Source organism: Hongsoonwoonella zoysiae (genome assembly GCF_013266695.1).
Taxonomy (GTDB): Bacteria; Pseudomonadota; Alphaproteobacteria; order Rhizobiales; family Stappiaceae; genus Hongsoonwoonella; species Hongsoonwoonella zoysiae.
This window is the reverse complement of sequence record NZ_JABRXF010000001.1, coordinates 485,590-509,417: the sequence shown is the minus strand read 5'-3', so window position 1 is coordinate 509,417 and position 23,828 is coordinate 485,590. Positions and strand designations below refer to the sequence as shown.

At 63.2% G+C, this 23,828-nt stretch carries 21 protein-coding genes; 10 read left to right on the top strand and 11 right to left on the bottom strand.

Going from position 1 to position 23,828, the window contains the following annotated elements; translation table 11 throughout:
- Positions 1 to 102: 102 nt before the first annotated feature.
- The 8 genes from HPQ64_RS02345 to dnaK form a co-directional block, all read right to left on the bottom strand.
- The gene (locus HPQ64_RS02345; protein WP_172886777.1) at positions 103 to 597 is read right to left on the bottom strand and encodes a universal stress protein; all 495 of its coding nucleotides are present in this window, start codon (positions 595 to 597) and stop codon (positions 103 to 105) included.
- Between the two features lie 78 nt (positions 598 to 675).
- Entirely contained in the window at positions 676 to 1,980 is a 1,305-nt protein-coding gene (gene hslU, locus HPQ64_RS02340; protein ID WP_172886776.1) for an ATP-dependent protease ATPase subunit HslU, read from the bottom strand.
- Positions 1,981 to 2,061: 81 nt separating this feature from the next.
- On the bottom strand, positions 2,062 to 2,622 hold the full coding sequence (gene hslV / locus HPQ64_RS02335; RefSeq protein ID WP_172886775.1) for an ATP-dependent protease subunit HslV: 561 nt from the start codon (positions 2,620 to 2,622) through the stop codon (positions 2,062 to 2,064).
- A 108-nt stretch (positions 2,623 to 2,730) separates the two neighbouring features.
- The gene (locus HPQ64_RS02330) at positions 2,731 to 3,315 is read right to left on the bottom strand and encodes an NADPH-dependent FMN reductase (protein ID WP_172886774.1); all 585 of its coding nucleotides are present in this window, start codon (positions 3,313 to 3,315) and stop codon (positions 2,731 to 2,733) included.
- A 247-nt stretch (positions 3,316 to 3,562) separates the two neighbouring features.
- Positions 3,563 to 4,762, bottom strand: a complete 1,200-nt coding sequence (locus HPQ64_RS02325; protein ID WP_172886773.1) for a ferredoxin reductase family protein — start codon at positions 4,760 to 4,762, stop codon at positions 3,563 to 3,565.
- Between the two features lie 312 nt (positions 4,763 to 5,074).
- On the bottom strand, positions 5,075 to 5,689 hold the full coding sequence (locus HPQ64_RS02320; protein WP_172886772.1) for a class I SAM-dependent methyltransferase: 615 nt from the start codon (positions 5,687 to 5,689) through the stop codon (positions 5,075 to 5,077).
- A 73-nt stretch (positions 5,690 to 5,762) separates the two neighbouring features.
- A complete protein-coding gene (dnaJ, locus tag HPQ64_RS02315) occupies positions 5,763 to 6,890 on the bottom strand; it encodes a molecular chaperone DnaJ (RefSeq protein WP_172886771.1) in 1,128 nt (375 codons plus the stop codon).
- A gap of 252 nt (positions 6,891 to 7,142) precedes the next feature.
- Complete coding sequence (gene dnaK / locus HPQ64_RS02310) at positions 7,143 to 9,068, bottom strand: molecular chaperone DnaK (protein ID WP_172886770.1); 1,926 nt, start codon at positions 9,066 to 9,068, stop codon at positions 7,143 to 7,145.
- A 305-nt stretch (positions 9,069 to 9,373) separates the two neighbouring features.
- On the opposite strand from dnaK, the gene HPQ64_RS02305 reads away from it, so the two are divergent.
- Positions 9,374 to 10,000, top strand: a complete 627-nt coding sequence (locus HPQ64_RS02305) for an alpha-ketoglutarate-dependent dioxygenase AlkB family protein (protein ID WP_172886769.1) — start codon at positions 9,374 to 9,376, stop codon at positions 9,998 to 10,000.
- Positions 10,001 to 10,002: 2 nt separating this feature from the next.
- Here the strand turns inward: HPQ64_RS02305 and HPQ64_RS02300 are convergent, their stop codons facing one another.
- From HPQ64_RS02300 to ubiE, 3 genes are all read right to left on the bottom strand, one after another.
- Complete coding sequence (locus tag HPQ64_RS02300) at positions 10,003 to 10,422, bottom strand: PRC-barrel domain-containing protein (RefSeq protein WP_172886768.1); 420 nt, start codon at positions 10,420 to 10,422, stop codon at positions 10,003 to 10,005.
- Positions 10,423 to 10,506: 84 nt separating this feature from the next.
- Positions 10,507 to 12,075: a 2-polyprenylphenol 6-hydroxylase gene (ubiB, locus tag HPQ64_RS02295; RefSeq protein WP_172886767.1), complete on the bottom strand. Its 1,569-nt coding sequence runs from the start codon at positions 12,073 to 12,075 to the stop codon at positions 10,507 to 10,509.
- Positions 12,076 to 12,080: 5 nt separating this feature from the next.
- Positions 12,081 to 12,884: a bifunctional demethylmenaquinone methyltransferase/2-methoxy-6-polyprenyl-1,4-benzoquinol methylase UbiE gene (ubiE, locus tag HPQ64_RS02290; protein ID WP_172886766.1), complete on the bottom strand. Its 804-nt coding sequence runs from the start codon at positions 12,882 to 12,884 to the stop codon at positions 12,081 to 12,083.
- Positions 12,885 to 13,006: 122 nt separating this feature from the next.
- Between ubiE and mutM the strand changes: the two genes are divergently transcribed.
- The 9 genes from mutM to sdhA all read left to right on the top strand — a co-directional run bounded on the left by mutM (position 13,007) and on the right by sdhA (position 23,827).
- Positions 13,007 to 13,915 carry a bifunctional DNA-formamidopyrimidine glycosylase/DNA-(apurinic or apyrimidinic site) lyase gene (mutM, locus tag HPQ64_RS02285; protein ID WP_172886765.1) on the top strand — a complete coding sequence of 303 codons (909 nt, stop codon included), beginning with the start codon at positions 13,007 to 13,009 and terminating at the stop codon, positions 13,913 to 13,915.
- Between the two features lie 186 nt (positions 13,916 to 14,101).
- Complete coding sequence (locus HPQ64_RS02280; protein WP_172886764.1) at positions 14,102 to 14,875, top strand: enoyl-CoA hydratase; 774 nt, start codon at positions 14,102 to 14,104, stop codon at positions 14,873 to 14,875.
- Positions 14,876 to 15,167: 292 nt separating this feature from the next.
- Complete coding sequence (gene rpsT / locus HPQ64_RS02275; protein ID WP_172886763.1) at positions 15,168 to 15,434, top strand: 30S ribosomal protein S20; 267 nt, start codon at positions 15,168 to 15,170, stop codon at positions 15,432 to 15,434.
- A gap of 1,360 nt (positions 15,435 to 16,794) precedes the next feature.
- Positions 16,795 to 18,264, top strand: a complete 1,470-nt coding sequence (gene dnaA, locus HPQ64_RS02270) for a chromosomal replication initiator protein DnaA (RefSeq protein ID WP_210260175.1) — start codon at positions 16,795 to 16,797, stop codon at positions 18,262 to 18,264.
- Between the two features lie 184 nt (positions 18,265 to 18,448).
- Positions 18,449 to 19,567, top strand: coding sequence for a DNA polymerase III subunit beta (dnaN, locus tag HPQ64_RS02265; protein ID WP_172886761.1), 1,119 nt, complete (start codon positions 18,449 to 18,451; stop codon positions 19,565 to 19,567).
- A gap of 51 nt (positions 19,568 to 19,618) precedes the next feature.
- Complete coding sequence (recF, locus tag HPQ64_RS02260) at positions 19,619 to 20,746, top strand: DNA replication/repair protein RecF (protein WP_172886760.1); 1,128 nt, start codon at positions 19,619 to 19,621, stop codon at positions 20,744 to 20,746.
- Between the two features lie 465 nt (positions 20,747 to 21,211).
- Complete coding sequence (gene sdhC, locus HPQ64_RS02255) at positions 21,212 to 21,610, top strand: succinate dehydrogenase, cytochrome b556 subunit (RefSeq protein WP_172886759.1); 399 nt, start codon at positions 21,212 to 21,214, stop codon at positions 21,608 to 21,610.
- Between the two features lie 11 nt (positions 21,611 to 21,621).
- A complete protein-coding gene (sdhD, locus tag HPQ64_RS02250) occupies positions 21,622 to 22,005 on the top strand; it encodes a succinate dehydrogenase, hydrophobic membrane anchor protein (protein ID WP_172886758.1) in 384 nt (127 codons plus the stop codon).
- Between the two features lie 4 nt (positions 22,006 to 22,009).
- Positions 22,010 to 23,827: a succinate dehydrogenase flavoprotein subunit gene (gene sdhA, locus HPQ64_RS02245; RefSeq protein ID WP_172886757.1), complete on the top strand. Its 1,818-nt coding sequence runs from the start codon at positions 22,010 to 22,012 to the stop codon at positions 23,825 to 23,827.
- The last annotated feature ends 1 nt before the right edge of the window (position 23,828 follow it).

The following is a 23,828-nucleotide window of genomic DNA, read 5'->3' as shown; positions in this document are numbered from 1 at the left end:
GTCTTCGCGTAGCCGCCAGCTTAGAATTATTCCAGACTATCGAATAAGGTAACGCATCATGGCGGCCGATCAAGGGGTGGCTCGTGCGCCGTTTTCGAAAAATCACGCAAGCGCGATGATCGAGGCCTCGTCAAGGTCGCCCGGCACGATCGTGACGGGAATGGGAAAGGTGGCGGCGGATTTGCCGGCGATGGATGTCACCAGCGGTCCCGGCCCTTCGGAGCCCGTGGCCGCGCCCAGAACAAGGATCGCGATGTCGGCATCCTGCTCGATCAGTTCCACGATCTCGTCGGAACGGTTGCCTTCGCGAATCACCGTTTCGGGCTCGGTGCGGGCAACGGCGCGCACCCGGTCGGCGGCCTTGGCGAGCACCGTTTCGGCTTCCTCGCGCGCTTCGGCGCGCATGATGTCCTCCACGCCCAGCCAGTGCTGGAAGTCGCCGGGCGCTATGACATAAAGCAGGATCGCCACGCCTCCGGTGCGTTCGGCGCGTTTTGCGGCGTAAAGGATCGCCTTTTCGCATTCCGGCGTTTCGTCGACGACGACCAGGAACTTGCGGCGATGCCCTTCCTCGAAGCTCTTTCGGATCGCTACCATGCGCGCATGCTGCCATCGACATTGCCGCGGAACAAGCGTCTTGACGTCGCGGGTGCGAACAAAGTCCTCTGCTTCGCCTCAGAGAATGAAGCGCGACAGGTCGATGTTCTTGGCAAGTTCGCCGATGTTGTCACGCACGTAGTCAGCGTCGATGACAACCTTGTCTCCCCCCTTGTCGGGCGCGGTAAAGGAGATTTCGTCGAGAACGCGCTCCATCACGGTCTGAAGCCGCCTTGCGCCGATATTCTCTATCGTCGCATTGAGGTCGACGGCGATGGACGCGATCTCGTCGATCGCCTCGGGAGTGAACTCGAGCTCCACCTCTTCGGTGCCCATCAGCGCCACATACTGCTTGATGAGGCTTGCTTCCGTCTCCGTCAGGATCGCGCGGAAATCGTCCTTCGTCAGCGCGCGCAGCTCCACGCGGATCGGCAGGCGGCCCTGCAGCTCGGGCAGAAGATCGGACGGCTTTGAGACATGGAAGGCGCCTGAGGCGATAAAGAGAATGTGGTCGGTCTTGACCGAGCCGTGTTTGGTCGCGACCACGGTTCCCTCGATCAGCGGCAGGAGGTCGCGCTGCACGCCTTCGCGGGAAACGTCGCCGCCCGCGCGTTCGCCGCGCGCGCAGATCTTGTCGATCTCGTCCAGGAACACGATGCCTGCGTTTTCCACGCGCGAAATCGCTTCTTCGACAACCTTTTCCTCGTCGAGAAGCTTGTCGGATTCCTCGTCGATCAGAAGCTGGTAACTGTCCTTAACGGTCGTGCGCTTCGTCTTCGTCTGCCCGCCGAAGGCCTTGCCGAAGATGTCGGAAAGGTTCATCACGCCGACGCTTGCCCCCGGCATGCCCGGCATCTCGAAGGAGGGCATCTGCGGGTGGGAGCGCACCTCGACCTCGATTTCCTTCTCGTCAAGGTCGCCCTCGCGCAGTTTCTTGCGGAAGGAATCCCGGGTCGACGGGCTCGCGTTCGTGCCCACAAGCGCATCGAGCACCCGTTCCTCGGCCTGTAGATGCGCCTTGGCCTGCACTTCCTGGCGCTTTTCGGTGCGCACCAGCGAAATGCCGACCTCCACCAGATCGCGCACGATCTGCTCTACGTCCCGGCCGACGTAGCCAACTTCAGTGAATTTCGTCGCCTCGATCTTCACGAAAGGCGCATTGGCGAGCTTCGCGAGCCTGCGCGAGATTTCCGTCTTGCCCACGCCCGTCGGCCCGATCATCAGGATGTTCTTGGGCAGAACCTCCTCGCGCATCGGCCCTTCGAGCTGCTGGCGGCGCCAGCGGTTCCGGAGCGCGATCGCAACCGCCCGCTTGGCCTCTTTCTGGCCGATGATGTAGCGGTCGAGTTCGGAGACGATTTCGCGCGGCGAATAGTTGGTCATGCGAATGAACCTTCGGGTCGGGACGTGCCGTGTATTTCCGTTGGAGCGCTTTCGTGATCAGAATTCGCTCAAGATGGCCTTTCAGGCCTTGCTTTCCAGCGTTTCCACCGTGAGCTGGTCGTTGGTGAAAACGCAGATATCGGCGGCGATGGCCATTGCCTTGCGGGCGATCTGTTCCGCGTCAAGGTCGGTGTCGACAAGCGCGCGCGCCGCGGCCAGCGCGAAATTCCCGCCCGAACCGATACCGATGACGCCGCCTTCCGGCTCTAGCACGTCGCCGTTGCCGGTCAGCACCAGAGAGGTTGTGGCGTCGGCGACGATCATCATGGCCTCCAGCCGGCGCAGGTAGCGGTCGGTGCGCCAGTCCTTGGCCAGTTCCACGCAGGCGCGCATGAGCTGGCCCGGATATTGTTCGAGCTTCGCTTCCAGGCGCTCGAACAGGGTAAAGGCATCCGCCGTCGCGCCCGCAAATCCGCCGATGACCTCGCCTTTGGCGAGCGGGCGCACCTTGCGGGCCGTGTTCTTGATCACCGTCTCGCCGAGCGAGACCTGTCCGTCGCCGGCGATCACCACCTTGCCGCCCTTGCGCACGGTCAGGATCGTTGTGCCGTGCCAGCTTGCCGGTTCGCCTTGTGCCCTCATTCCCGCCTCGACTTGATAATTACCGTACCGGCGAAACATCCGCCGGGCACCCCCTGGGGTGCGGACCCTATGTAAGGCTTGGGGCGGCGTTTGCAAACAGCGCTTTGATCAAGTTGCCCTGAGGCTTGCCTCCTCGATCAGCCGCGCCGTGGCGGCGGCTGCCGCGTTCCTGGCCGGGCCTTCTTTCAGGTTGCCGTGCTCGTCGAAGGCGCTCTTCGCTTCGGGAACGGAAACCATATTGGGAATGACCAGCGCACCTACCCCGATTTCCAGGATCGTGCGCAGGGTGATCAGCGAGCGCATGCCGCCGAACCGCCCCGGCGAAGCTCCGCCGACGGCGAAAACGCGGTTCTTGAAGGCAGCCGAGGGCGGTTCCCCATCGTCGGACAGGCGCGATATCCAGTCGATGGTGTTCTTCAAAAGCGGCGTGATGCTGGAATTGTACTCCGGGCTTGCGATGAAGACCCCGTGCTGCTTCGTCATCAGCTTCTTCAGCCGTTTCGCGTTTTCCGGCACGCCTTCCTCCGCCTCCAGGTCGCCGTCGTAGATCGGCATCGGATAGTCGGCAAGCGAGACATGCGTAACCTCGGTATCCGCCAGCGCCAGTTGTTTGGCCATATAGCCGGCAAGCCGGGCGTTGTGGGATCCGCTGCGGATGGAGCCTGCGAAGACGAGGATTTTCGGTGTCTGCATGAAGTGCTTCTCCGGGTTTCGGGTTTGCCGATGGGAGTATCGCCTCATGCATATATACCGCGTGGTTTGCCGGACCAGTATCGGCGGCTTTCCACCGGCCGGAATCCGCTTTTATCCATTCATGACCTGAAGTCGTCGCTGCGTTCACCCGCGCAGAGCGAAGGCGATCAGGACGGTCAGGATGGCCGCGTTCATCGACCAGTGAGCCAGGACGAGCCTCCGCTTCGATGAAAGACGCCTCAAGAACTCAGTCATACCTGAACCTTTCGGATAGGATTTGCCGGGTCGGGACACCCTTGGCGATGAGTGCATCCTCCACGGTTTCCATCATTTCCCCCGGTCCGCACATGACGAACAGCCAGTCCCGCATTTCCGGCTCGCGAAAGATACTTTCGACAAGGGCTGCGTCGATCATCCCGGTGCGTCCGCTCCAGCCTTCCGGCGGCTCGGAGAGAACGAGGACGATCTCGGTTCCAAGTTCGGTTGCAAGGGCCTCCAGCTCCTGCGGATGGACGATCTGCTCCGCCTTCCGGTTGCCGTAGATGAGCAGCGTCGGCCTCCCGTCCCGCTCCAGCCGCATCTGGCGGAGAATGCCGAGCAGCGGCGCCAGGCCAACACCTCCGGCGATGAAGGCGATGCCCGGTTCCTTTCGCCCCGTCACGACGAGGCTGCCGTGCGGGCCGTCGACATAGGCGCGGGTTTCCGGCGCCACCTGGCCGATCGTCGACGTAAAATCGCCAAGCTCCTTGATTAGGAAGCTCAATGTCTTGCCCGCTCCCGGAGCGGAGCTGATGGAGAACGGATTCTCGCGGAGCGAAAAGGCGCTGTTCGCAATGTTGAGCCAGGCGAATTGCCCGGCCTTGTATCGAAGGCCCGGGTGCCCGTCCGGTTCCAGGTCGATCTCCCAGGTTCGTTCGCCGGCCTTTTGCACCCGGCTGACCCTCCAGGGCGCGCGGGCAAGCATCATGGGTTTCAGAAGATAGACGTAGATCAGCGAAACGCCCGCCAGTCCGGCCAGCACCGTCCACAGGGTTTCCAGTGCCGGTAGCTGGCCGTATCGCCCGGCGGAAACCGTGTGGTGAAGAAGCGCGCCGGAAATCGCCACTGCGCCCAGCCCATGCATCAATCGCCAGGTTTCGTATTTGTAGGGCAGGCTGTCGCGGCCGATCGAAAGGATCACGAAGGCGGGAAGCAGCACGAAGGCAAGAACGCCGGAGGAAAGGCTTGCGATGTCCCGCGTCAACGTCAGTTGGCGCGTGGGATCGAACGGGTAAGGCAAGTTGAATTCCGACCCGTAGAGAAAGGGATGAAACATCGCCAGCACCAGCGCCGTTCTGGCAAGCAACTGGTGAAAGCGCATCGTCACATCCATGCCGATCTTGGCCGACACCGAGCGGAAGCGCCCGGAAAGCACGAATTCCACCAGAATGATCGCGAATGCAAGCATGCCTGCCCCACTCGCGAATTCGTCCCGGAAGGGGCGGGGCGGGAGGCCGCTGAAGGCGGATAGCGCCAGTGGAAGCAAAACGACGGCGAGATAGAATAAGGAGAGGAGAACCGCGCTCATGGACAGGGTGCGGTCGGTTCGCGATGGCGGAAAGCCGTGCAGCTGGCCGGTTCACGCGCTCGCGGCCCGGCTTTGCCGGGCAGTTGTCGGCGTTTCTTCGCCATGGCCTTCCTGCTTTGCAAGAACTTCAGGATTGCCGCGCCTCACGTCGATGTCCACTTGGGAAAAATGCGAAGGTTCCGGATGCGAAAGTCAGTGCCGGATTTCCGGCCTGCGGTAGATCCAGACCCGTGCGGGCGGCAGGTTCATCACGATCCATCCGGTCCGCTGCAGCGTGCACCAGCCCGCTTCCGGAGTTACGGGGGGAAACAGCGCGTAGGAAAACTGTATGAAGGGCGCACCCGGTTTCAGCAGCGTCAGCGCATCGTCGATCAGCGCGCGCCGGACCTGCCGTGGCCTGGTGAAAAGCGGCAAGGAGGAAACGATGCTCGACAGGGAACCTGGTTTCATCTCGCCCAGCGTTTTCCGGAGCGTATAGGCATCGCCTTCCACCACGGCCATGTCGGGATGGCGGCGCTTGAGCAGACGGCAGAATTCGCCGTTGTATTCAAGCGCCACAATATCGCGAGCCGGTACGCCGTGCCGGAGGATTTCCTTCGTCACGACGCCGGTGCCGGGGCCGAGCTCCAGCACCTTGCCGTTCCCATCGGCCTCGACAAAGCTTGCCATCCGCTTTGCAAGATCGGCGCTTGAGGGGCTGACGGCCCCTGTTGTCAGCGGGTTCTCCGCCCAGCTTCTGAAAAAACGAACCTCGTCGGCGATCTTCTCGCGCAAACCGCGGACCTTGCGGGCAGAACCATCGATCATCGCCAACACCTGTCGTAAAAACGCAAGGGTGGATTTTTTATTCTTCGAATGGCGAATTCAAGGCGTATTTCGATCAGCCGCCAAGATTGTCGAGGAAATCCTTCACCTTGGAGAAGAAACCATGCGCGGCGGGGTGGGTTTCGCCGGAGGATTCGCTTTCGAACTCCGAGAGCAATTCGCGCTGCTTCTTCGTAAGGTTCGTGGGTGTCTCTACGGTCACCTGAATGTACATGTCGCCGAACTGGGGGGAGCGAAGCACCGGCATCCCCTTGCCGCGCAGGCGGAACTGCTTTCCGGTTTGCGTTCCTTCCGGCACCTTTACCCGGGTCGTCACGCCTTCGAGGGTGGGAACCTCGATCTGCCCGCCAAGAGCCGCCGTCGTCATGGACACCGGCACGCGGCAGAACAGGTCGGCCCCGTCGCGCTGGAAGAATTCGTGCGGCTTCAAAGACAGGAAGATATAGAGGTCGCCGGAGGGTCCGCCGCGCAAGCCCGCTTCGCCTTCGCCGGCAAGGCGGATGCGCGTTCCGTCCTCGATGCCGGCCGGGATATTGACCGAAAGCGTCCGCATCTGGGATTTGCGTCCCGATCCGCCGCAGCCAGAGCAGGGGTCGGAAATCACCTGGCCGCGGCCCTGGCAAGAGGGGCAGGTGCGCTCAAGCGTGAAGAAGCCCTGCGCCGCGCGCACCCGGCCCGCGCCCCCACAGGTGCGGCAGGTCTGTGGCTCGGTGCCGGCCTTGGCGCCGGAACCGGAGCATTCGTCGCAGGTAATGGAGGTCGGCACCTCCACCTCCACCGTCTTGCCGGAGTAGGCTTCCTGCAGCGTAACCTCGAGGTTGTAGCGCAGGTCCGCGCCGCGCTCGCGCCCGCCGGAGCGGCGGTTCGCGCCCATGCCGAAGAATTCGTCGAAGATATCCGAGAAGGCGGAGGCGAAATCGCCGGGGTGCCCGCCGCCTCCGCCGCCGAATCCGCCGTTCTCGAATGCGGCATGGCCGAAGCGGTCGTAGGCCGCGCGCTTTTGCGGGTCCTTCAGCGCGTCATAGGCTTCATTGACTTCCTTGAAGCGGACTTCCGCGCTTTCGTCGCCGGGGTTGCGGTCGGGGTGGAACTGCATCGCCAGCTTGCGGTAGGCGCTCTTCAGCGCCTTTTCGTCGGCATCGCGCCCAACGCCCAGCACTTCGTAATAGTCGCGTTTATCCATGAATGGCTTCACCTGACGTTTGCAGCGTCATGTCCGCTCCGTCGTTTCCTTTGCGCATTGGCGCGCCGCGCCGTACCGGCGTCGCGCAACCCGCCGGGCAACGCCCGGCGGTATCGCGTCCCGCTTCGGCTTGCGGGGGCACATGCGGCGGAGCTTGAAATTGGTATCTCGAATCGGTGCGGCATCATCGGACGGGCGGCCTGACATAAAATTCCGGCGCCGGAGGTCCGGCGCCGGAAAGGCATACTACAGTCAGGCCGACTTCTTGTCGTCCTCGTCCTTGACTTCCTCGAAGTCGGCGTCGACCACATCCTCGTCCTTGGAGGTTTCGCCGCCCTCCTCGGAGCCGGCCTCGCCTGCTTCCTGCTCGGCCTGGGCGTCCTTATACATGGCTTCGCCCAGCTTCATGGAGGCTTCGGCAAGGCCTTGCGTCTTGGCCTTGATGTCCTCCAGGTCGTCGTTTTCAAGGGCGGACTTCAGGTCGGCGATCGCCGTTTCGATCGCGGCCTTGTCGTCGGCGGAAACCTTGTCGCCGTAGTCCTTGACCGATTTCTCCGACGAATGGACCAGCGCCTCGCCCTGGTTCTTCGCTTCGACGAGTTCCCTGCGCTTGCGGTCTTCGTCCGCATGCGCCTCGGCGTCCTTGACCATCTTCTCGATGTCGGCGTCGGACAGGCCGCCGGAAGCCTGGATGCGGATCTGCTGCTCCTTGCCGGTTCCCTTGTCCTTGGCAGAAACGTTGACGATGCCGTTGGCGTCGATGTCGAAGGTGACCTCCACCTGCGGCACGCCGCGCGGTGCCGGCGGAATGCCGACGAGGTCGAACTGGCCGAGCATCTTGTTGTCGGCCGCCATCTCGCGCTCGCCCTGGAAGACGCGGATCGTCACCGCGGTCTGGTTGTCCTCCGCGGTGGAGAACACCTGGCTCTTCTTCGTCGGGATCGTCGTGTTGCGGTCGATCAGGCGGGTGAAGACGCCGCCCAGCGTTTCGATGCCGAGCGAAAGCGGCGTGACGTCGAGAAGGAGCACATCCTTCACGTCACCCTGCAGCACGCCCGCCTGGATAGCCGCGCCCATGGCCACGACCTCATCCGGGTTCACGCCCTTGTGCGGCTCCTTGCCGAAGAAGTTTTTCACGACTTCCTGGACCTTGGGCATGCGCGTCATGCCGCCGACGAGCACCACTTCGTCGATCTGGCCGGCGGCAAGGCCGGCGTCCTTCAAGGCCGCCTTGCAGGGCGCGACCGTGCGCTGGACGAGATCGTCGACAAGCTGCTCGAACTTGGCGCGCGTCAGCTTCATCGTCAGGTGCTTCGGCCCGGTCTGGTCGGCGGTGATGAACGGCAGGTTGATTTCCGTCTGCGTCGCCGACGACAGCTCGATCTTCGCCTTCTCCGCGCCTTCCTTCAGGCGCTGCAGCGCGAGCTTGTCGTTCTTCAGGTCGATGCCGTTTTCCTTCTTGAACTCCTCGGCGAGGTAGTCGACGAGGCGCATGTCGAAGTCCTCGCCGCCGAGGAAGGTGTCGCCGTTGGTCGACTTCACCTCGAACACGCCGTCGCCGATTTCAAGAATCGATACGTCGAAGGTGCCACCGCCGAGGTCGTAGACGGCGATCGTCTTGCCCTCGTTCTTCTCAAGCCCGTAGGCGAGGGCGGCCGCCGTCGGCTCATTGATGATGCGCAGCACCTCGAGGCCCGCGATCTTGCCGGCGTCCTTGGTCGCCTGGCGCTGGGCGTCGTTGAAGTATGCCGGAACCGTGATCACGGCCTGCGTGACCGTTTCGCCGAGGTAGCTTTCGGCGGTTTCCTTCATCTTCTGCAGGATGAAGGCGGAAACCTGGGAGGGGGAGTATGTCTTGTCGCCGGCCTTGACCCAGGCGTCGCCATTGTCGGCCTTCACGATCTCGTAGGAGACGAGCTTCTTGTCCTTGGCGACCGTCGGATCTTCGAAGCGCCGTCCGATCAGGCGCTTGACGGCGAACAGCGTGCCGCTCGGGTTGGTGACGGCCTGGCGTTTCGCCGGCTGGCCGACGAGGCGCTCGCCATCGTCGGAAAACGCCACCATGGAGGGCGTCGTCCGCGCGCCTTCCGCATTCTCGATAACCTTGGCGTTCTTGCCGTCCATGACGGCGACGCACGAGTTGGTCGTGCCGAGGTCGATACCAATGACCTTGCCCATAGCGTCCTTCCTTTCCAGCAGACCGGTCAGACCCGATAAGGCGTCACGCCGGTCCCCATTCCACACTTAAGATTTGATGTGCCGCGGGCGGTGCCGCGGCGGGTACGAAATCGTGACCGCTATATAAGTGGGCCTGTCCCGCCCCGCAAGACGCGAGCGGCAGCCCAGTTGCATGTTTGTGCCGGCTTCAGAATCTCCTTGCGGGTGGCCATCGAGGCTGAAACATGCTTGGAAATCCGCGCTTCGGCGTGAAAATGCGAAGGGCCCGGGACTTGGTTACAGTGAAGGAAATTGGAAATCTGCCGATGACGAACGACTTTCCCGAAGGTTTCCGCCTGCTGCCCGGTTATTTCGACAAGCAGGCGCAGGAAGCGCTGCTTGGGGAGGTCCGCTCCGTGGTGCGCGCCGCCCCCCTTTTTACACCGGTGATGCCGCGAACGGGAAAGCCCTTTTCGGTTCGAATGTCGAATTGCGGCCCGCTCGGCTGGGTGTCGGATGTGAAGGGTTACCGGTATCAGCCTCATCATCCTGAAACCGGAGAGGCCTGGCCGGAAATGCCGGCCGTCCTGAAGGCCCTTTGGGCCGATGTCGCGCGCGACGCGCCGCCACCCGAGGCCTGCCTCATCAACTATTACGAGGGAAAGGCCCGCATGGGCCTGCATCAGGACAGGGATGAGGACACTTTCGACGCCCCGGTCGTTTCGGTCTCGCTGGGCGATACGGCCGTCTTCCGGCTGGGCGGAACGGCGCGCAAGGCGCCGACGCGGTCCTTCCGCCTCTCGTCGGGCGATGTTCTGGTGCTGGGCGGTGCCTCGCGCCTTGCCTATCACGGGGTGGACAGGCTCATCCCCGGCTCCTCGACGCTACTATCCGGGGCTGGGCGCATCAACCTGACGCTGAGACGGGTGACAAGCCTGGAATCGGGAACCTGAAATCACTGCCTCGCCGCATCGCCGGGTTCGGGCATTTCCTCGATTTCCTGGTCCGTCATGGGCACGACGATACGTTTCTCCTCCGGCACGATGCGCTCGACGGGGATCGCCCTCCTGCGCGTGAAAAAGCCCATCACGCCACCGGTTTCCGCCGTCACTTCGCGCACAATGCCTTCGTTGTCGCGCAGGATGCCGGCCACAGTGCCGATGGTCTTTCCGTCGGAGTTGACGAGCGGCAGGCCGATCCACACGGTTTCGGCGTCGCGGGGCACGGGTTGTCCGTCCGCCGTAGAGGGCGCCTTGCTTTCCATATCCCGGGCTTGCGCCGTTTCTTGCGCCGCGGCGTTCGCGGCATGGGCGTCGATCCCGAAGAACACGCTAAGCATGAGGGCGAAGATCAGCCCCTTCAAGGACCGGGTCATGCAGGCCTCCTTCCTGTGCCGCATGGTCCGGTCAGAATAGGAAAAGACAGTGGCGTCCTTTGGGCAAAGATTTGCAGGTGTGCCTTACGAAAAAACCGCAATCGCGAGGAGCGCCGCAATCACCCAAAGCGCGATGCGCCCCGACCGGGAGTGGCGCGCTTCGGCCCTGCCGATCGCCTCCGCCGTTTCGGGGTCGAACCTGAAGCCTCGCTCGGCCATGCGCTCCAGGTCGGAGGAAAGCCTGCCCAGCCTGTCGGCGAATATCGGCAGGTCGGAGGCGATGCGTCCCATGGACGACAAGCCGCTCGCCACGTCCTGGAGGCGCGCGGCGGGGCCGAGGTTCTTCTCGATCCATGTGCGCACCACGGGTTCCGACGTCTTCCACATGTCGAGATGCGGGTTGAGCGTGCGCGCGACCCCTTCCACCACCACCATTGTCTTCTGCAGCATGATGAGCTGCGTCTGGGTGTGCATGTTGAAAAGCTCGGTCACCTCCAGAAGCTGGGTGAGAAGCCGCGCCATGGAAATCTCCGAGGCGTCGTGCCCCTGTATCGGCTCGCCGATGGCGCGTAAAGCCTGGGCAAAAACTTCCACGTCCTGGTCGTCGGGCACATACCCCGCCTCGAAGTGCACTTCCGCCACCCGGCGGTAGTCGCGGGTGATGAAGCCGTAGAGGATCTCGGCCAGAAACCGCCGTTCGGCGCGCGAAAGCCTGCCCATGATCCCGAAGTCGACGGCGACGATCGTTCCGTCCGGATCGACGAACAGGTTGCCCTGGTGCATGTCGGCGTGGAAGAAGCCGTCGCGCACCGCATGGCGCAGGAAGGACTGGATGACGGTCTCGCCCAGTTTCACAAGGTCGTGGCCGTCGTCCTTCAGCTTGTCGAGGTTGTTGAGCTTCGTTCCCTCGATCCATTCCAGGGTCAGCACGCGTTTCGCCGTGCGCGTCCAGTCCACCGTCGGTACGCGGAAGCCCTCGTCCTCGCCGGTGTTTTCCGCCATTTCGGAAAGGGCGGCGGCTTCCAGGCGAAAATCCATCTCAAGCTCGACGGAGCGCGCCAGCGTGTCGACGGTGGCCACCGGCCTCAGCCGCCGCGAGCGGGGGTGGATACGCTCGATCAGCCGGGCGACGAAGTAAAAGCCGTCCAGGTCGCGCCTGAAGCGGCTTTCCACCTTCGGGCGCAGCACCTTGACGGCGACCTTCCTGAGCTCCCCGTCGCGGGTGCGGATCGTGGCGGGGTGAACCTGGGCGATGGAGGCGGCGGCCACCGGCTCGCCGAAGTCGACGAATACTTCCTCCACCGGGCGGCTTAGCTGCTCTTCCACCTGGCGGCGGGCTTCGGCCTGGGGAAACTCCGGCAGCTTGTCCTGCAGGGCGGAAAGCTCGCGCGCGACATCGTCGCCAACCACGTCGGCGCGGGTTGCGAGAAACTGGCCGAGCTTCACGTAGGAAGGCCCCAGCCGGTTGAGGGCTGCGGAAAGCCTTCCTTCCATCGTCTTGCGTCTGGCGGAGCGGCGTTCCAGAAGCCGCACAAGCTTGAGCGCCAGTTTCGCTCCCGCGGGAAGGTCGGGCAGGTCGACGATGGAAAACACGCCCTCGCGCGCCATGACGTAGCCGGCCCGGGAAAGGCGGAGAATTGCGCCGATCGCCATGTTTTTCAGATCTTCCAGCCGCTATGGAGCGCTGCTATGCCGCCGGAAAAATTCCGGTAGTCGACGCGCGAGAAACCGGCCTCGCGGATCATCTGCGCGAAACGCTCCTGATGGGGGAACTTGCGGATGGATTCCACGAGATATCGGTAGGGTTCGCCGTCGCCGGCGACGAAGCGTCCGATCGCCGGGATCGCGTTGAAGGAATAGGTGTCGTAGACCCGGTCGAGCATCGGCACGTCGACCTGCGAAAATTCCAGCACGAGCAGGCGCCCGCCGCGTTTCAGCACGCGAAAGGCTTCCGACAGCGCCTTGTCGATATGCGGCACGTTGCGGATGCCGAAGGCGATCGTATAGGCGTCGAAATGTTTGTCGGGAAAGGGCAGGTCCTCGGCGTTCGCTTCCACGAAACGGATCTTGTCGGAAAGCCCGGCCTTTTCGGCCCGTTCGCGGCCGACCGCCAGCATGGAGCCGTTGATGTCGAGGACGGTAGCCTCCGCCGGGCCGTCGGAGCGGGTGACGATCCGGGTCGCGACATCGCCCGTGCCGCCCGCCACATCGAGAATGCGAAAGGGCTTCCTGCCGGAGCGCGGCGGGGCGAGGCGCGAAACCATCGCATCTTTCCACAGCCGGTGCAGACCGCCCGACATCAGGTCGTTCATCACGTCGTAGCGGCGCGCGACCTTGTGAAATACCTCGTTCACCAGGGGCTGTTTCTCGCCATCGGCCACCGTGCGGTAGCCGAAGCTCGTCGCCATGTCCGGTCCGTGCGCGCGGGCCTTTTCTCCGGCGGAAGTCTTGTTCGCCGTCATGCCTGTTCTCCTTTTCGCGGCGGACCATAATATAAGCCGCATCGCATTGCCACGGCGCAGGCTGGATCCGTGACCTGAATCCTGTATGTAACGCCGGGAGATAGATAGGGATACCGAATTTCATGCCAGAATTGCCGGAGGTCGAAACGGTTCGCCGCGGCCTTGCTCCCAGTTTCGAGGATGCGCGCATCGTGCGGGTGGAGCAGCGCCGGCCCGACTTGCGCTTTCCTTTTCCAGAACGGTTTGCGGAGCGGCTGACGGGCAGGCTCGTGACAGGCCTCGGCCGGCGCTCCAAGTACCTGATGGCCGATCTTGACGACGGCAGTGTGCTCGTCATGCATCTCGGCATGTCCGGCTCCTTTCGCGTGGAGATGGGCCGCGTGGAGTCGGAAGAGCCCGAAATGCCGGGGGAGTTTCATATCCCCCGCTCGAAGGATCCGCGCCACGACCATGTCGTCTTTCATCTGGAGGGCCCCGCCCGGCCGGATGCCGTCAGGATCGTCTACAACGACCCGCGCCGTTTCGGTTTCATGACGCTTGTGGAGCGTGCGGCTCTCGCAAGCCACCCGCTTTTCGAAAAGCTCGGCATAGAGCCTACGGGAAACCAGCTTGACGCCGATCTTCTGGCACGCCTCTTCGCAAACCGGAAAGCGCCGCTCAAGGCCGCCCTTCTCGACCAGCGGCTGATTGCCGGGCTCGGCAATATATATGTTTGCGAGGCGCTGCACCGGGCGGGGCTTTCGCCGAAACGTGCCGCAGGCACCATCGTCACGAAGGCCGGCAGGGCGTCGGCGGGTGCCGAAAGGCTGGCGCTGGCGATTCGCGAGGTCATAGCCGAGGCGATCGCCGCCGGCGGATCCTCCTTGCGCGACCACAGGCAGGCGGATGGCACGCTCGGCTATTTCCAGCACGCTTTCCTGGTTTACGACCGTGAGGGCGCCCCCTGTCCGCGGCAGGGATGCGGCGGCACGGTCTTGCGCGAGGTGCAGGGCGGGCGCTCGTCCTTCTTTTGCGGGCGATGTCAGAAGTAGGGCCGAAACCTGAATGTCGATTGGCCCTGGGGCCACTGGCCACAGGTCCGGTTGCGGGGGGCGTTTGCTTCCGCTACCCCTTTTATCCGGACAGATGAAGGCGTCTTTCCTGCCCGCATGTCGAGGGCGGCAGGTTGCATCGGGCGGGGCCCCGCGCGGCGGGTCCGCCAACTCTCGGGAGGTTTCATGGCCTACGACAATATCCTGGTCGAAAAACGCGGCAAGGTGGGGCTGATCACGCTCAACCGGCCGAAGGCGCTCAATGCGCTCAATTCCGAACTTATCGGCGAGGTCAACGACGCGCTTGCCGGCTTTGAGGAGGACGACAAGATCGGCTGTGTCGTTCTGACCGGTTCCGAAAAGGCCTTCGCGGCCGGCGCCGATATCAAGGAGATGAGTTCGCTCACCTATATGGACGCCTACAAGGGCGATTTCATCACGAGCTGGGACAATGTCTCGCGCTTCCGCAAGCCGATCGTCGCCGCGGTCGCCGGTTATGCGCTGGGTGGCGGTTGCGAGCTTGCGATGATGTGCGATTTCATCCTGGCGGGCGAAAACGCTCGCTTCGGCCAGCCGGAAATCACGCTTGGCGTCATGCCGGGGGCGGGCGGCACGCAGCGCCTGACCCGTTTCGTGGGCAAGTCGAAGGCCATGGAAATGTGCCTGACGGGCCGCATGATGGATGCGCAGGAGGCTGAGCGTTCGGGCCTTGTCAGCCGCGTTCTGCCGGTCGACGAGCTTCTGGACGAGGCGCTGAAGGTGGCGGAAAAGATCGCCGACTTCTCCCTGCCCATCGCCATGATGACGAAGGAGAGCGTCAATCGCGCATATGAAACGACCCTTGGCGAGGGTGTGCGTTTCGAGCGCCGCCTCTTCCATGCGATGTTCGCGTCGGAAGACCAGAAGGAAGGCATGGCCGCTTTCGTCGAAAAGCGTGCGCCCCAGTTTCGGAACAAATAGGGCGCCGTGGGCGCGCGCCGGCCGCCCGATTTCCGTCAGGAAACGCGTTGACGGGCGAATTACGCGGCCTTATAAGCACCGCTTGATCGGTGGCGGCTCGTGCCGCCGCCGTTTTCGTTTCTCGTACATGTCTGACCGGGGCGGCTTGCCGCAGCCTCGATCTTGACTTGAACCTGAGCATGTTCAGCCGAAACACGGTCGTTCCGGGTTATGGATATGCTCTCAAGTATTGATCCCGGAGCGGCTTTCGTGAAAGGCGCTGCGGGCTCATCTGAACGGATCAGGACTGAAAATGGCCAACACACCCTCGGCCAAGAAGGCAGCGCGCAAGATCGCTCGCCGCACGGCCATCAACAAGACCCGCCGCAGCCGCGTGCGGACCTTCCTTCGCTCCGTCGAGGAGGCGATCGCTTCGGGCGATCAGGCGAAGGCGAATGAAGCCCTCAAGGCCGCGCAGCCGGAGCTGATGCGCGCCGCCTCCAACGGCGTCGTTCACAAAAACACTGCCGCCCGGAAGGTTTCGCGGCTGAACGCCCGTATCAAGGCGCTTGGCGCCTGAAGGTTGCATGACGTATGAATGAATGCAGCCCGCAGGGTCTGCAATCAGTACTTGAAAGCCCGGTTTTTGACCGGGCTTTTTTGTTAGCCGGTGAAGGCTTACCTATGATCGTCCGCCTAAAGTTGGGTTTCCGATACGGAAAAATAACGATTTTTGGCATGTCAGAAATTATATATTTATTTCAAGTGTTTATAAAGATGTCCCCAGGTGGGGACGGGTGTCCGGCCGTTTTCGGGAGAGTCAAGATCGGGCTCAAAAAAAATTTTTTTCGAGGTTGCATATCGTGGGTTTCATCGCGTGCGGAGGAAAAAAATCATTGAGTCCAAAAGCGTTCTCAAACCCTCACCCCTTTGGGTGATGTTGCAGGCTTCACGCAGACGGACGCTGCGTTAAGAAATCGGTAACCATGTGCTGTTGCAGGGGGGGTAGGGGCTGTGTATTGTCGTCTTCATCGGGCGGTCGCCCGGTCTAATCGTAAATCGAAGACCAACGAGCCTGTGAAAGAGCAATGAGGAAATATTGCCGAAATTCCGAGCGATCTTTTCGATCAATGTTCGCACATAGGCCTCCCGGCAGTGGCATAAGTCCGGGGCCGGATACTTCAAGCTTGCTCATGTAGCGGGCGTAATCACCAAAAAGATTATCGTGGTTGCTTGCCGAATACGTTCGGCGAGAAGGGGGCAGTGTGTCTGATTTAGTGGAAACCGGATGTGCCGGAGGCGCCATCGGCGTGCCTTTGCGGGGGAAGACACGTGCAGAGCGCTTTCCGCGAAAGCCGCTTGGATTTCGTGGAAATCAGTCGCTCCGGAATGGATGCGCGGGAGCATTGCCCCGTCGTCTGGGCGAAGGCGTTTCCTCAGATTGCGCTTCGAGCGGCTCCGGAAGGCGCCAACGCCGAGGAGCCGGATTAATCATCGCAACAATTGAAAGGGCCACCGCTACGGGGTCGGCAACCGTGGCTTACGTCGCGGCGCGCCGGACTTTGGCGGAATCTGCCCAGGTAGCTTTCGAAAATGGATTGAACAAGGGGCTTGACCGCGGCGGCGCAATGGCTTTTCTGTGCCGCTCCGCTGCAGGCACCGCGCTGCCGGTGCGGCACCTGCCTGGGGCGGACACCGGAGCGTTCGAGGAACGTCGGGCGGCGGTCGGCTGTCGATAGGCATTGCGCCGGTCGATGAGCGATATGCGACTACCGGAATGAACCTGGAATTTTGACGGGGCGGCGACGTCGCCCCGCGGGGAGATTTTGTGCCGGCGGCCGGTCAGGGCCCGCTGCGCGGAGATCGAAAAAATGCGGAACGGTTGCGGCGGCGCGTTCCGATAAAGAGCTTAGGAGGCGTAAGCAATGGACCTTCAGGATATGGCGGGGCCGGAACAGTGGGCTCGCGTAAAGAAGCGGCTTCGCGCGGAACTGGGAGAAGACGTCTATACGAGCTGGTTCGCGCGCGTCGACCTTGAGGGCCATGACGACGGAACGGTTCGCCTTTCGGTTCCCACGCGCTTCCTGAAGCAGTGGATCCAGTCGCATTACCGCGACCGTCTGATGGGTCTGTGGCAGCGCGAGTGCGAGGATGTTCACCGCATCGAGCTGACGGTGCGCGGCGCCATGCGCCCGGCGGCGCGAAAGCCGGCGGAAAGCCAGCAGCGGGCCGTGGCGGCCACCCGTCCTGCGGGCGACACCCGCCCGATCGCCCTTGCCGACCCCGCATCGCGCCAGGCGGCTCTGGCGGGCCTTCAGCCCGTCGCCCAGCCGGAACGCAGGCCGCAGGCCACCGCCACCCAGGAAAGCGACGTGCTTCAGGGCGCCTCGCTCGATCCGAAGTACACGTTCGAAACCTTCGTGGAAGGCGATTCCAACGCGCTCGCGCTTGCCGCGGCCCGTCAGGTCGCCGCCGGCGGCAAGGTCAACTTCAATCCGCTTTACGTGCATGCCTCCGTGGGCTTGGGCAAGACGCACCTGATGCAGGCCGTCGCCGCCCAGGCCAAGGCGTCGGGCCGGCGCGTGCTTTATCTCACGGCGGAGCATTTCATGTACCGCTTCGTCTCCGCGCTCAAGGCGCAGTCGGCAATCGCCTTCAAGGACACGCTGAGGACGATCGACCTGCTTTTGATCGACGACATGCAGTTCCTGCATGGAAAACAGGTGCAGCAGGAGTTCTGCCACACGCTGAACGCGCTGATCGACAGCGCGCGTCAGGTGATCGTCGCCGCCGACCGCGCGCCGTCCGAGCTCGACAGCCTGGACGACCGCGTGCGCTCGCGCCTTGCCGGCGGTCTCGTCGTCGGCATCGATGATCCGGACTATTCGCTGCGCCGGGCGATCATCATCAACCGGGTCGAGACGGTGCGCGCGTCCTATCCGAATTTCACGATCCCCGAGGGCGTGATCGATTACGTGGCGCGCAACGTCACCGCCTCGGGGCGCGATCTCGAAGGCGCGCTCAACCGCCTGATCGCCCACAATCAGCTCACCGGCCAGCCGGTGACCCAGGAGATGGCGGAAGCAACCTTGCGCGACCTGATCCGCTCCGTCGAACCGCGCCGGGTGAAGATCGAGGATATCCAGCGCGTCGTCTCCAAGCATTACAACGTGACGAAGGCCGATCTGCTTTCGGCGCGCCGCACGCGCACCATCGTGCGTCCGCGCCAGATCGCCATGTATCTCGCCAAGATGATGACGCCGCGTTCCCTGCCGGAGATCGGGCGGCGCTTCGGCAACCGCGATCACACGACGGTGCTGCATGCGGTGCGCAAGATCGAGGAGCTTGCCAGGGCGGACAACGGCCTTGCCCAGGAGATCGAGCTCCTGAAGCGCATGCTCGATGCCTGATGCCTGATGCCTGATGCATGAGGCGAGCTAAAACAGTGCGTTGAGGGGCGGCAAGACATGCTGCCCCTCTTGCATTTCTGTGCGGCAGCGGGCAGTGTCGTCTCCCCATTTTCTAGCCTTGGGCTAATCGAACGCATCATCACACGCGGCGGGGCCCTGCCGCTTCTCAACGACGGACAGCGCAATGAAAGTGACCCTCGAGCGGACGGATCTCCTGAAGTCCCTGACCCATGTTCATCGTGTCGTTGAGCGCAGGAACACGATCCCCATCCTGTCGAACGTCCTGTTGCGCTGCGACGGGGGCGAGTTGCGGCTAAAGGCGACCGACCTCGATCTGGAGATTTCCGAGACGGTGCCGGCCATGGTCGAGCAGCCGGGCGCGACCACGGTGCCCGCGCATATGATCTACGACATCGTGCGCAAGTTGCCGGATGGGGCGCAGGTCCAGCTCGAGACGTCGTCCGACAATGCCACGCTGGAGATCCGCGCCGGGCGCTCGCGCTTCGCGCTGCAGATGCTGCCCGAGGCCGATTTTCCGGACCTGACGGCGGGCGAATTCAGCCATGTGTTTACCCTTCCGGCGGGCGCCCTCAAGCGGCTGATCGATTCCACCCAGTTCGCGATCTCCACCGAGGAGACGCGTTATTATCTGAACGGCATCTACTTCCACACGGTCGAGACGCCGGGCGGAGAGCGTTTCCGCGCGGTCGCGACCGACGGTCACCGCCTTGCCCAGGCCGAAATGCCGGCGCCGTCCGGCTCGTCCGGCATGCCGGGCGTCATCGTGCCGCGCAAGACGGTGGGCGAGATCCAGAAGCTCCTGGAAGATCCGGAAGCCGAGGTGAAGGTGGAGATTTCGGAAGCCAAGGTGCGGCTGACCACGGCCAGCGTGGTGCTGACGTCCAAGCTGATCGACGGTACTTTCCCGGACTATGGCCGCGTCATTCCGCAAAACAACGACAAGCTTCTCCAGGTCGACCGGGAGGAGTTCAAGGAGGCGGTCGACCGCGTGTCGACCATCTCGTCGGAGCGCGGGCGCGCGGTGAAGATGGCGCTTTCCGAAGGGCGCATGGTGCTCACCGTGATCAACCCGGATTCCGGCACCGCGACGGAAGAGCTCGCGGTCGACTATGAGGCCGACCCGCTGGAGATCGGCTTCAACTCGCGCTACCTGCTCGACATCGCAGCCCAGCTCGACAAGGACACCGCGCATTTCCGCTTTGCCGATCCCGGCGCGCCAACGCTGATCCAGGACGACGGGTCTGAGGATGCGCTTTACGTCCTGATGCCGATGCGCGTGTAATTCCGGCGGCCGGGCCTGTCCGGCTGAAACCTGAACAAGGAGCGGGACAGCATGGCTGGACCGACACCGGTCGCGCTTCGCCGCCTGACGCTCGCCGATTTCCGGAACTACGCTTCGCTGTCGCTTGATATCGGCGCGCGGCTCGTCGCCTTCGTCGGGGCCAATGGCGCGGGAAAGACGAACCTGCTTGAGGCGATCTCGCTCTTGACGGCGGGCCGGGGCCTGCGCCGCGCGCCTCTTGCCGAACTTGTCCGCAAGGGGGCGGATGGCGGTTTCGCGGTCTCCGCCATTATCGACGGGCCTTACGGCGAAACCCGGCTCGGCACGGGCTACGGTCCAGGCGAGGCGGGCCGGCGCGTTCGCATCGATGGTGAGGATGCGCGCACCTCCGAAAGCCTGCTCGATTATCTTCGCGTTCTCTGGCTCCTGCCTTCCATGGACGGGCTTTTCACGGGGCCCGCGGGAGATCGCAGGCGCTTTCTCGACAGGCTGGTTCTGGCGATCGACCCCGGTCACGGGCGGCGCGTCGCGGATCTTGAAAAGGCGTTGCGCTCGCGCAACCGGCTTCTGGACGAGGGCGGCACGCCCGCTTATTTCGACGCGCTCGAAAGCCAGATCGCGCAGATCGGCGTCGCGGTCGCGCTTGCCCGGCGCGAAACGGTCAATCTCCTGTCGGGCCGCATCGCCGCGCAAGGCGCGCTGGGCCTGCCCTTTCCGCAGGCCGGCATCCGTCTGGAAGGCTCATTCGAGGCGGAGGCTGACGCGGTCGCCGCATCCGACATGGAGGATCGCTACATCGAAATCCTGCGCGAGGGGCGGGCGCGCGACCGGGCGGCGGGCCGCACGCTCGAGGGGCCGCACAGGTCGGACCTCGCCGTCACCCATCTCGCCAAGGACATGCCGGCGGGCATGGCGTCCACCGGAGAGCAGAAGGCGCTTCTGATCGGCCTCGTGCTTGCCCATGCCGATCTGACTGCTTCGGTCGCCGGCATGACGCCGGTGCTTCTTCTCGATGAAATCGCCGCCCACCTCGACCCGGACCGGCGCGCGGCCCTCTTCGCCCGTCTCGATGCGCTCGGCCTCCAGGTCTTCATGACGGGCACGGACCCGCTGCTCTTCGAATCGCTCGGGAATGCCGCACAGCTCTTCACCGTCGGCGATGGCAAGGTCGCGGGGTAGGGAGAGAACTCAGTTTTGATGAGTTGCCGGGTCAAGCCCGGCAATGACGATCCGAGAAGCCGCGGCTTGTGTTTCTTGTTCGATCGGCTGAGTTTTTCGAAACCCGCAAGCGGTCGCAGAGGGCCCGGCCTTGCCTTCGTCATCGCCGGGCTTGACCCGGCGACCCATCGAGCGTTTCGATATGAAAACCGGCATCCCCGCCCTGCACCTCCACCCCATGCAAGCACGTGCCCGCCCCATCTCACCAATTCGTGCAATCGCGGCATGACGCGCCAGCCAGCCTCTCACGCCGGATTTCCCTCATGAACCCGCCGGTAACCCGTTATTCTCCTTTGTGCCCCACTAAGCCTTTCTGACACTTTGACGGAAGCATGTTCAGGCGCTAGAAAGCCGTCAGACAAATCCTTGTTTGTGTTACCGTTTACGTAAGCGGAAGCATGACGGGAGGACGGGAGAAAAGGTTCCATGTCGAACGCCGATATAAAGTCAAACCGGCCGCTGTCGCCCCACATCCAGATCTTCAAGCCGATCCTGACGATGGTGATGTCGATCGTGCATCGCATCACGGGTGCGGCACTTTATTTCGGCACGGTGCTGGTCGCCTGGTGGTTGATCGCGGCGGCCGCCGGCCCCGCCTATTTCGATTTCGTGAACGAAATCTACGGTTCGTTCCTCGGCCGGCTCATTCTCTTCGGCTTCACCTGGGCGCTCGTGCACCACATGCTCGGCGGCATTCGCCATTTCATCTGGGACATGGGCTACGGCTTCGGTCCTCAAGCGCGCGAATGGCTGGTACGCGCCAATCTTGCCGGCTCGGTCGCGATCACGATCCTTTTGTGGATCATCGGCTACGCCGTTCGCTAAGGGGGCTTTTCATGACTGACATGCGCACACCGCTTGCCAAGGTTCGCGGCCTCGGTTCGGCGAAGGACGGAACGGAACATTTCTGGCGCCAGCGCCTTTCGGCGGTCGCCAACGTCTTCCTGATCACCTTCTTCGTTATCTTCCTCATCGCCACGCAAGGGGCAAGCCATGCGGAGCTTGTGTCGGCGCTGTCCAATCCGGTCGTCGCCGTACTCCTTCTTTTGACGGTCGCATCGGCCGTCTACCACATGAAGCTCGGCATGCAGGTGATCATCGAGGATTACGTTCACGGCGAGGGGCTGAAATACGCCACCCTCATCGCCAACACCTTCTTTTGCGCGTTGATCGGCTTCGGCTCGGTTTTCGCCATTCTCAAGATCAGCTTCGGAGGCTGAATAGATGTCGGGTGGAAAAGCCTATTCCTTCGTCGACCACAAGTATGACGTCGTCGTGGTCGGTGCGGGCGGCGCGGGCTTGCGCGCAACGCTCGGCATGGCCGAACAGGGCCTTCGCACCGCTTGCGTGACCAAGGTCTTCCCGACGCGTTCCCACACGGTGGCGGCGCAGGGCGGTATTGCGGCAAGCCTTCAGAACATGACGCCGGACCACTGGCACTGGCACCTTTACGACACGGTGAAGGGGTCGGACTGGCTGGGCGATGTCGACGCGATGGAATATCTCGCCCATGAAGCGCCGAAGGCGGTTTACGAGCTTGAACACTACGGCGTGCCCTTCTCGCGCACCGAGGACGGGCGCATCTACCAGCGTCCCTTTGGCGGCCACATGCAGAACTTCGGCGACGGCCCGCCCGTGCAGCGCACCTGCGCGGCTGCCGACCGTACCGGCCACGCCATCCTGCACACGCTCTACGGCCAGTCGCTGAAAAACAACGCCGAATTCTTTATCGAGTATTTCGCGCTCGATCTCATCATGTCGGAGGACGGCGTCTGCCAGGGCGTCATCGCCTGGAACCTCGACGACGGCACGATCCACCGTTTCTCCGCCAAGATGGTGGTGCTCGCCACCGGCGGTTACGGGCGGGCGTATTTCTCGGCCACTTCCGCCCACACCTGCACGGGTGACGGCGGCGGCATGGTGGCGCGCGCCGGCCTGCCGCTCCAGGATATGGAGTTCGTGCAGTTTCACCCGACGGGCATTTACGGCGCGGGCTGCCTCATCACCGAAGGTGCGCGCGGCGAGGGCGGCTATCTCGTCAATTCCGAGGGTGAGCGCTTCATGGAGCGTTACGCGCCGTCGGCCAAGGATCTTGCCTCGCGCGACGTCGTCTCGCGCTGCATGACCATGGAAATCCGCGAAGGGCGCGGAGTGGGCAAGGGCAAGGACCATATCTTCCTGCATCTCGATCATCTCGACCCGGCGATCCTGGCCGAGCGCCTGCCCGGCATTTCGGAATCGGCGAAGATTTTCGCCGGCGTCGACGTGACGAAGGAGCCGATCCCGGTCCTGCCGACCGTCCATTACAACATGGGCGGCATCCCGACCAACTACTGGGGCGAGGTGCTGAACCCGACGAAAGACGATCCCAACGCCATCCAGCCTGGCCTTATGGCCGTTGGCGAGGCGGGCTGCGCCTCCGTGCATGGCGCAAACCGTCTGGGCTCCAATTCGCTGATCGATCTTGTCGTCTTCGGCCGCGCGGCGGCCATCAAGGCGGGCGAGGTGGTCGACCGCAAGGCCGCCGTGCCGACGCCGAACGAGGCCTGGTGCGACAAGGTGATGGAGCGTTTCGACAAGCTGCGCAACGCCGATGGCGGTACGCCCACGGCCGAGCTTCGCCTCAACATGCAAAAGGCCATGCAGGAAGATGCCGCCGTATTCCGTACGCAGGAGACGCTGGAAAGCGGCTGCAAGCGGATTTCGCAGCTTTGGGGCGAACTTTCGGACCTCAAGGTCTCCGACCGCTCGATGATCTGGAATTCCGATCTCGTCGAAACGCTTGAGCTTGAGAACCTGATGGCGAATGCCATCACCACCGTCTACAGCGCGGAAGCGCGCAAGGAGAGCCGCGGCGCGCATGCGCGCGAGGATTTCTCCAAGCGCGACGACGAGAACTGGCGTCATCATACGCTTTCCTGGGTGGATGATGCGGGCAAGGTTTCTCTCGACTATCGTCCGGTCGTCACCGATCCGCTCATCCCGATGGAGGACGGCGGTATCGACCCGCAGAAGATACTGCCCAAGGAACGCGTGTACTGAC

Coding starts and splice junctions, on each gene's coding strand:
- sdhD (WP_172886758.1), top strand. CDS start 21,622: ATGACTGACATGCGCACACCGCTTGCCAAGGTTCGCGGCCTCGGTTCG.
- HPQ64_RS02305 (WP_172886769.1), top strand. CDS start 9,374: ATGACGAACGACTTTCCCGAAGGTTTCCGCCTGCTGCCCGGTTATTTC.
- dnaJ (WP_172886771.1), bottom strand. CDS start 6,890: ATGGATAAACGCGACTATTACGAAGTGCTGGGCGTTGGGCGCGATGCC.
- rpsT (WP_172886763.1), top strand. CDS start 15,168: ATGGCCAACACACCCTCGGCCAAGAAGGCAGCGCGCAAGATCGCTCGC.
- dnaA (WP_210260175.1), top strand. CDS start 16,795: ATGGCGGGGCCGGAACAGTGGGCTCGCGTAAAGAAGCGGCTTCGCGCG.
- HPQ64_RS02300 (WP_172886768.1), bottom strand. CDS start 10,422: ATGACCCGGTCCTTGAAGGGGCTGATCTTCGCCCTCATGCTTAGCGTG.
- ubiE (WP_172886766.1), bottom strand. CDS start 12,884: ATGACGGCGAACAAGACTTCCGCCGGAGAAAAGGCCCGCGCGCACGGA.
- HPQ64_RS02330 (WP_172886774.1), bottom strand. CDS start 3,315: ATGCAGACACCGAAAATCCTCGTCTTCGCAGGCTCCATCCGCAGCGGA.
- dnaK (WP_172886770.1), bottom strand. CDS start 9,068: ATGGGCAAGGTCATTGGTATCGACCTCGGCACGACCAACTCGTGCGTC.
- ubiB (WP_172886767.1), bottom strand. CDS start 12,075: ATGGCGATCGGCGCAATTCTCCGCCTTTCCCGGGCCGGCTACGTCATG.
- mutM (WP_172886765.1), top strand. CDS start 13,007: ATGCCAGAATTGCCGGAGGTCGAAACGGTTCGCCGCGGCCTTGCTCCC.
- HPQ64_RS02325 (WP_172886773.1), bottom strand. CDS start 4,762: ATGCTTGCATTCGCGATCATTCTGGTGGAATTCGTGCTTTCCGGGCGC.
- hslU (WP_172886776.1), bottom strand. CDS start 1,980: ATGACCAACTATTCGCCGCGCGAAATCGTCTCCGAACTCGACCGCTAC.
- hslV (WP_172886775.1), bottom strand. CDS start 2,622: ATGAGGGCACAAGGCGAACCGGCAAGCTGGCACGGCACAACGATCCTG.
- HPQ64_RS02280 (WP_172886764.1), top strand. CDS start 14,102: ATGGCCTACGACAATATCCTGGTCGAAAAACGCGGCAAGGTGGGGCTG.
- recF (WP_172886760.1), top strand. CDS start 19,619: ATGGCTGGACCGACACCGGTCGCGCTTCGCCGCCTGACGCTCGCCGAT.
- sdhA (WP_172886757.1), top strand. CDS start 22,010: ATGTCGGGTGGAAAAGCCTATTCCTTCGTCGACCACAAGTATGACGTC.
- HPQ64_RS02320 (WP_172886772.1), bottom strand. CDS start 5,689: ATGATCGATGGTTCTGCCCGCAAGGTCCGCGGTTTGCGCGAGAAGATC.
- sdhC (WP_172886759.1), top strand. CDS start 21,212: ATGTCGAACGCCGATATAAAGTCAAACCGGCCGCTGTCGCCCCACATC.
- dnaN (WP_172886761.1), top strand. CDS start 18,449: ATGAAAGTGACCCTCGAGCGGACGGATCTCCTGAAGTCCCTGACCCAT.
- HPQ64_RS02345 (WP_172886777.1), bottom strand. CDS start 597: ATGGTAGCGATCCGAAAGAGCTTCGAGGAAGGGCATCGCCGCAAGTTC.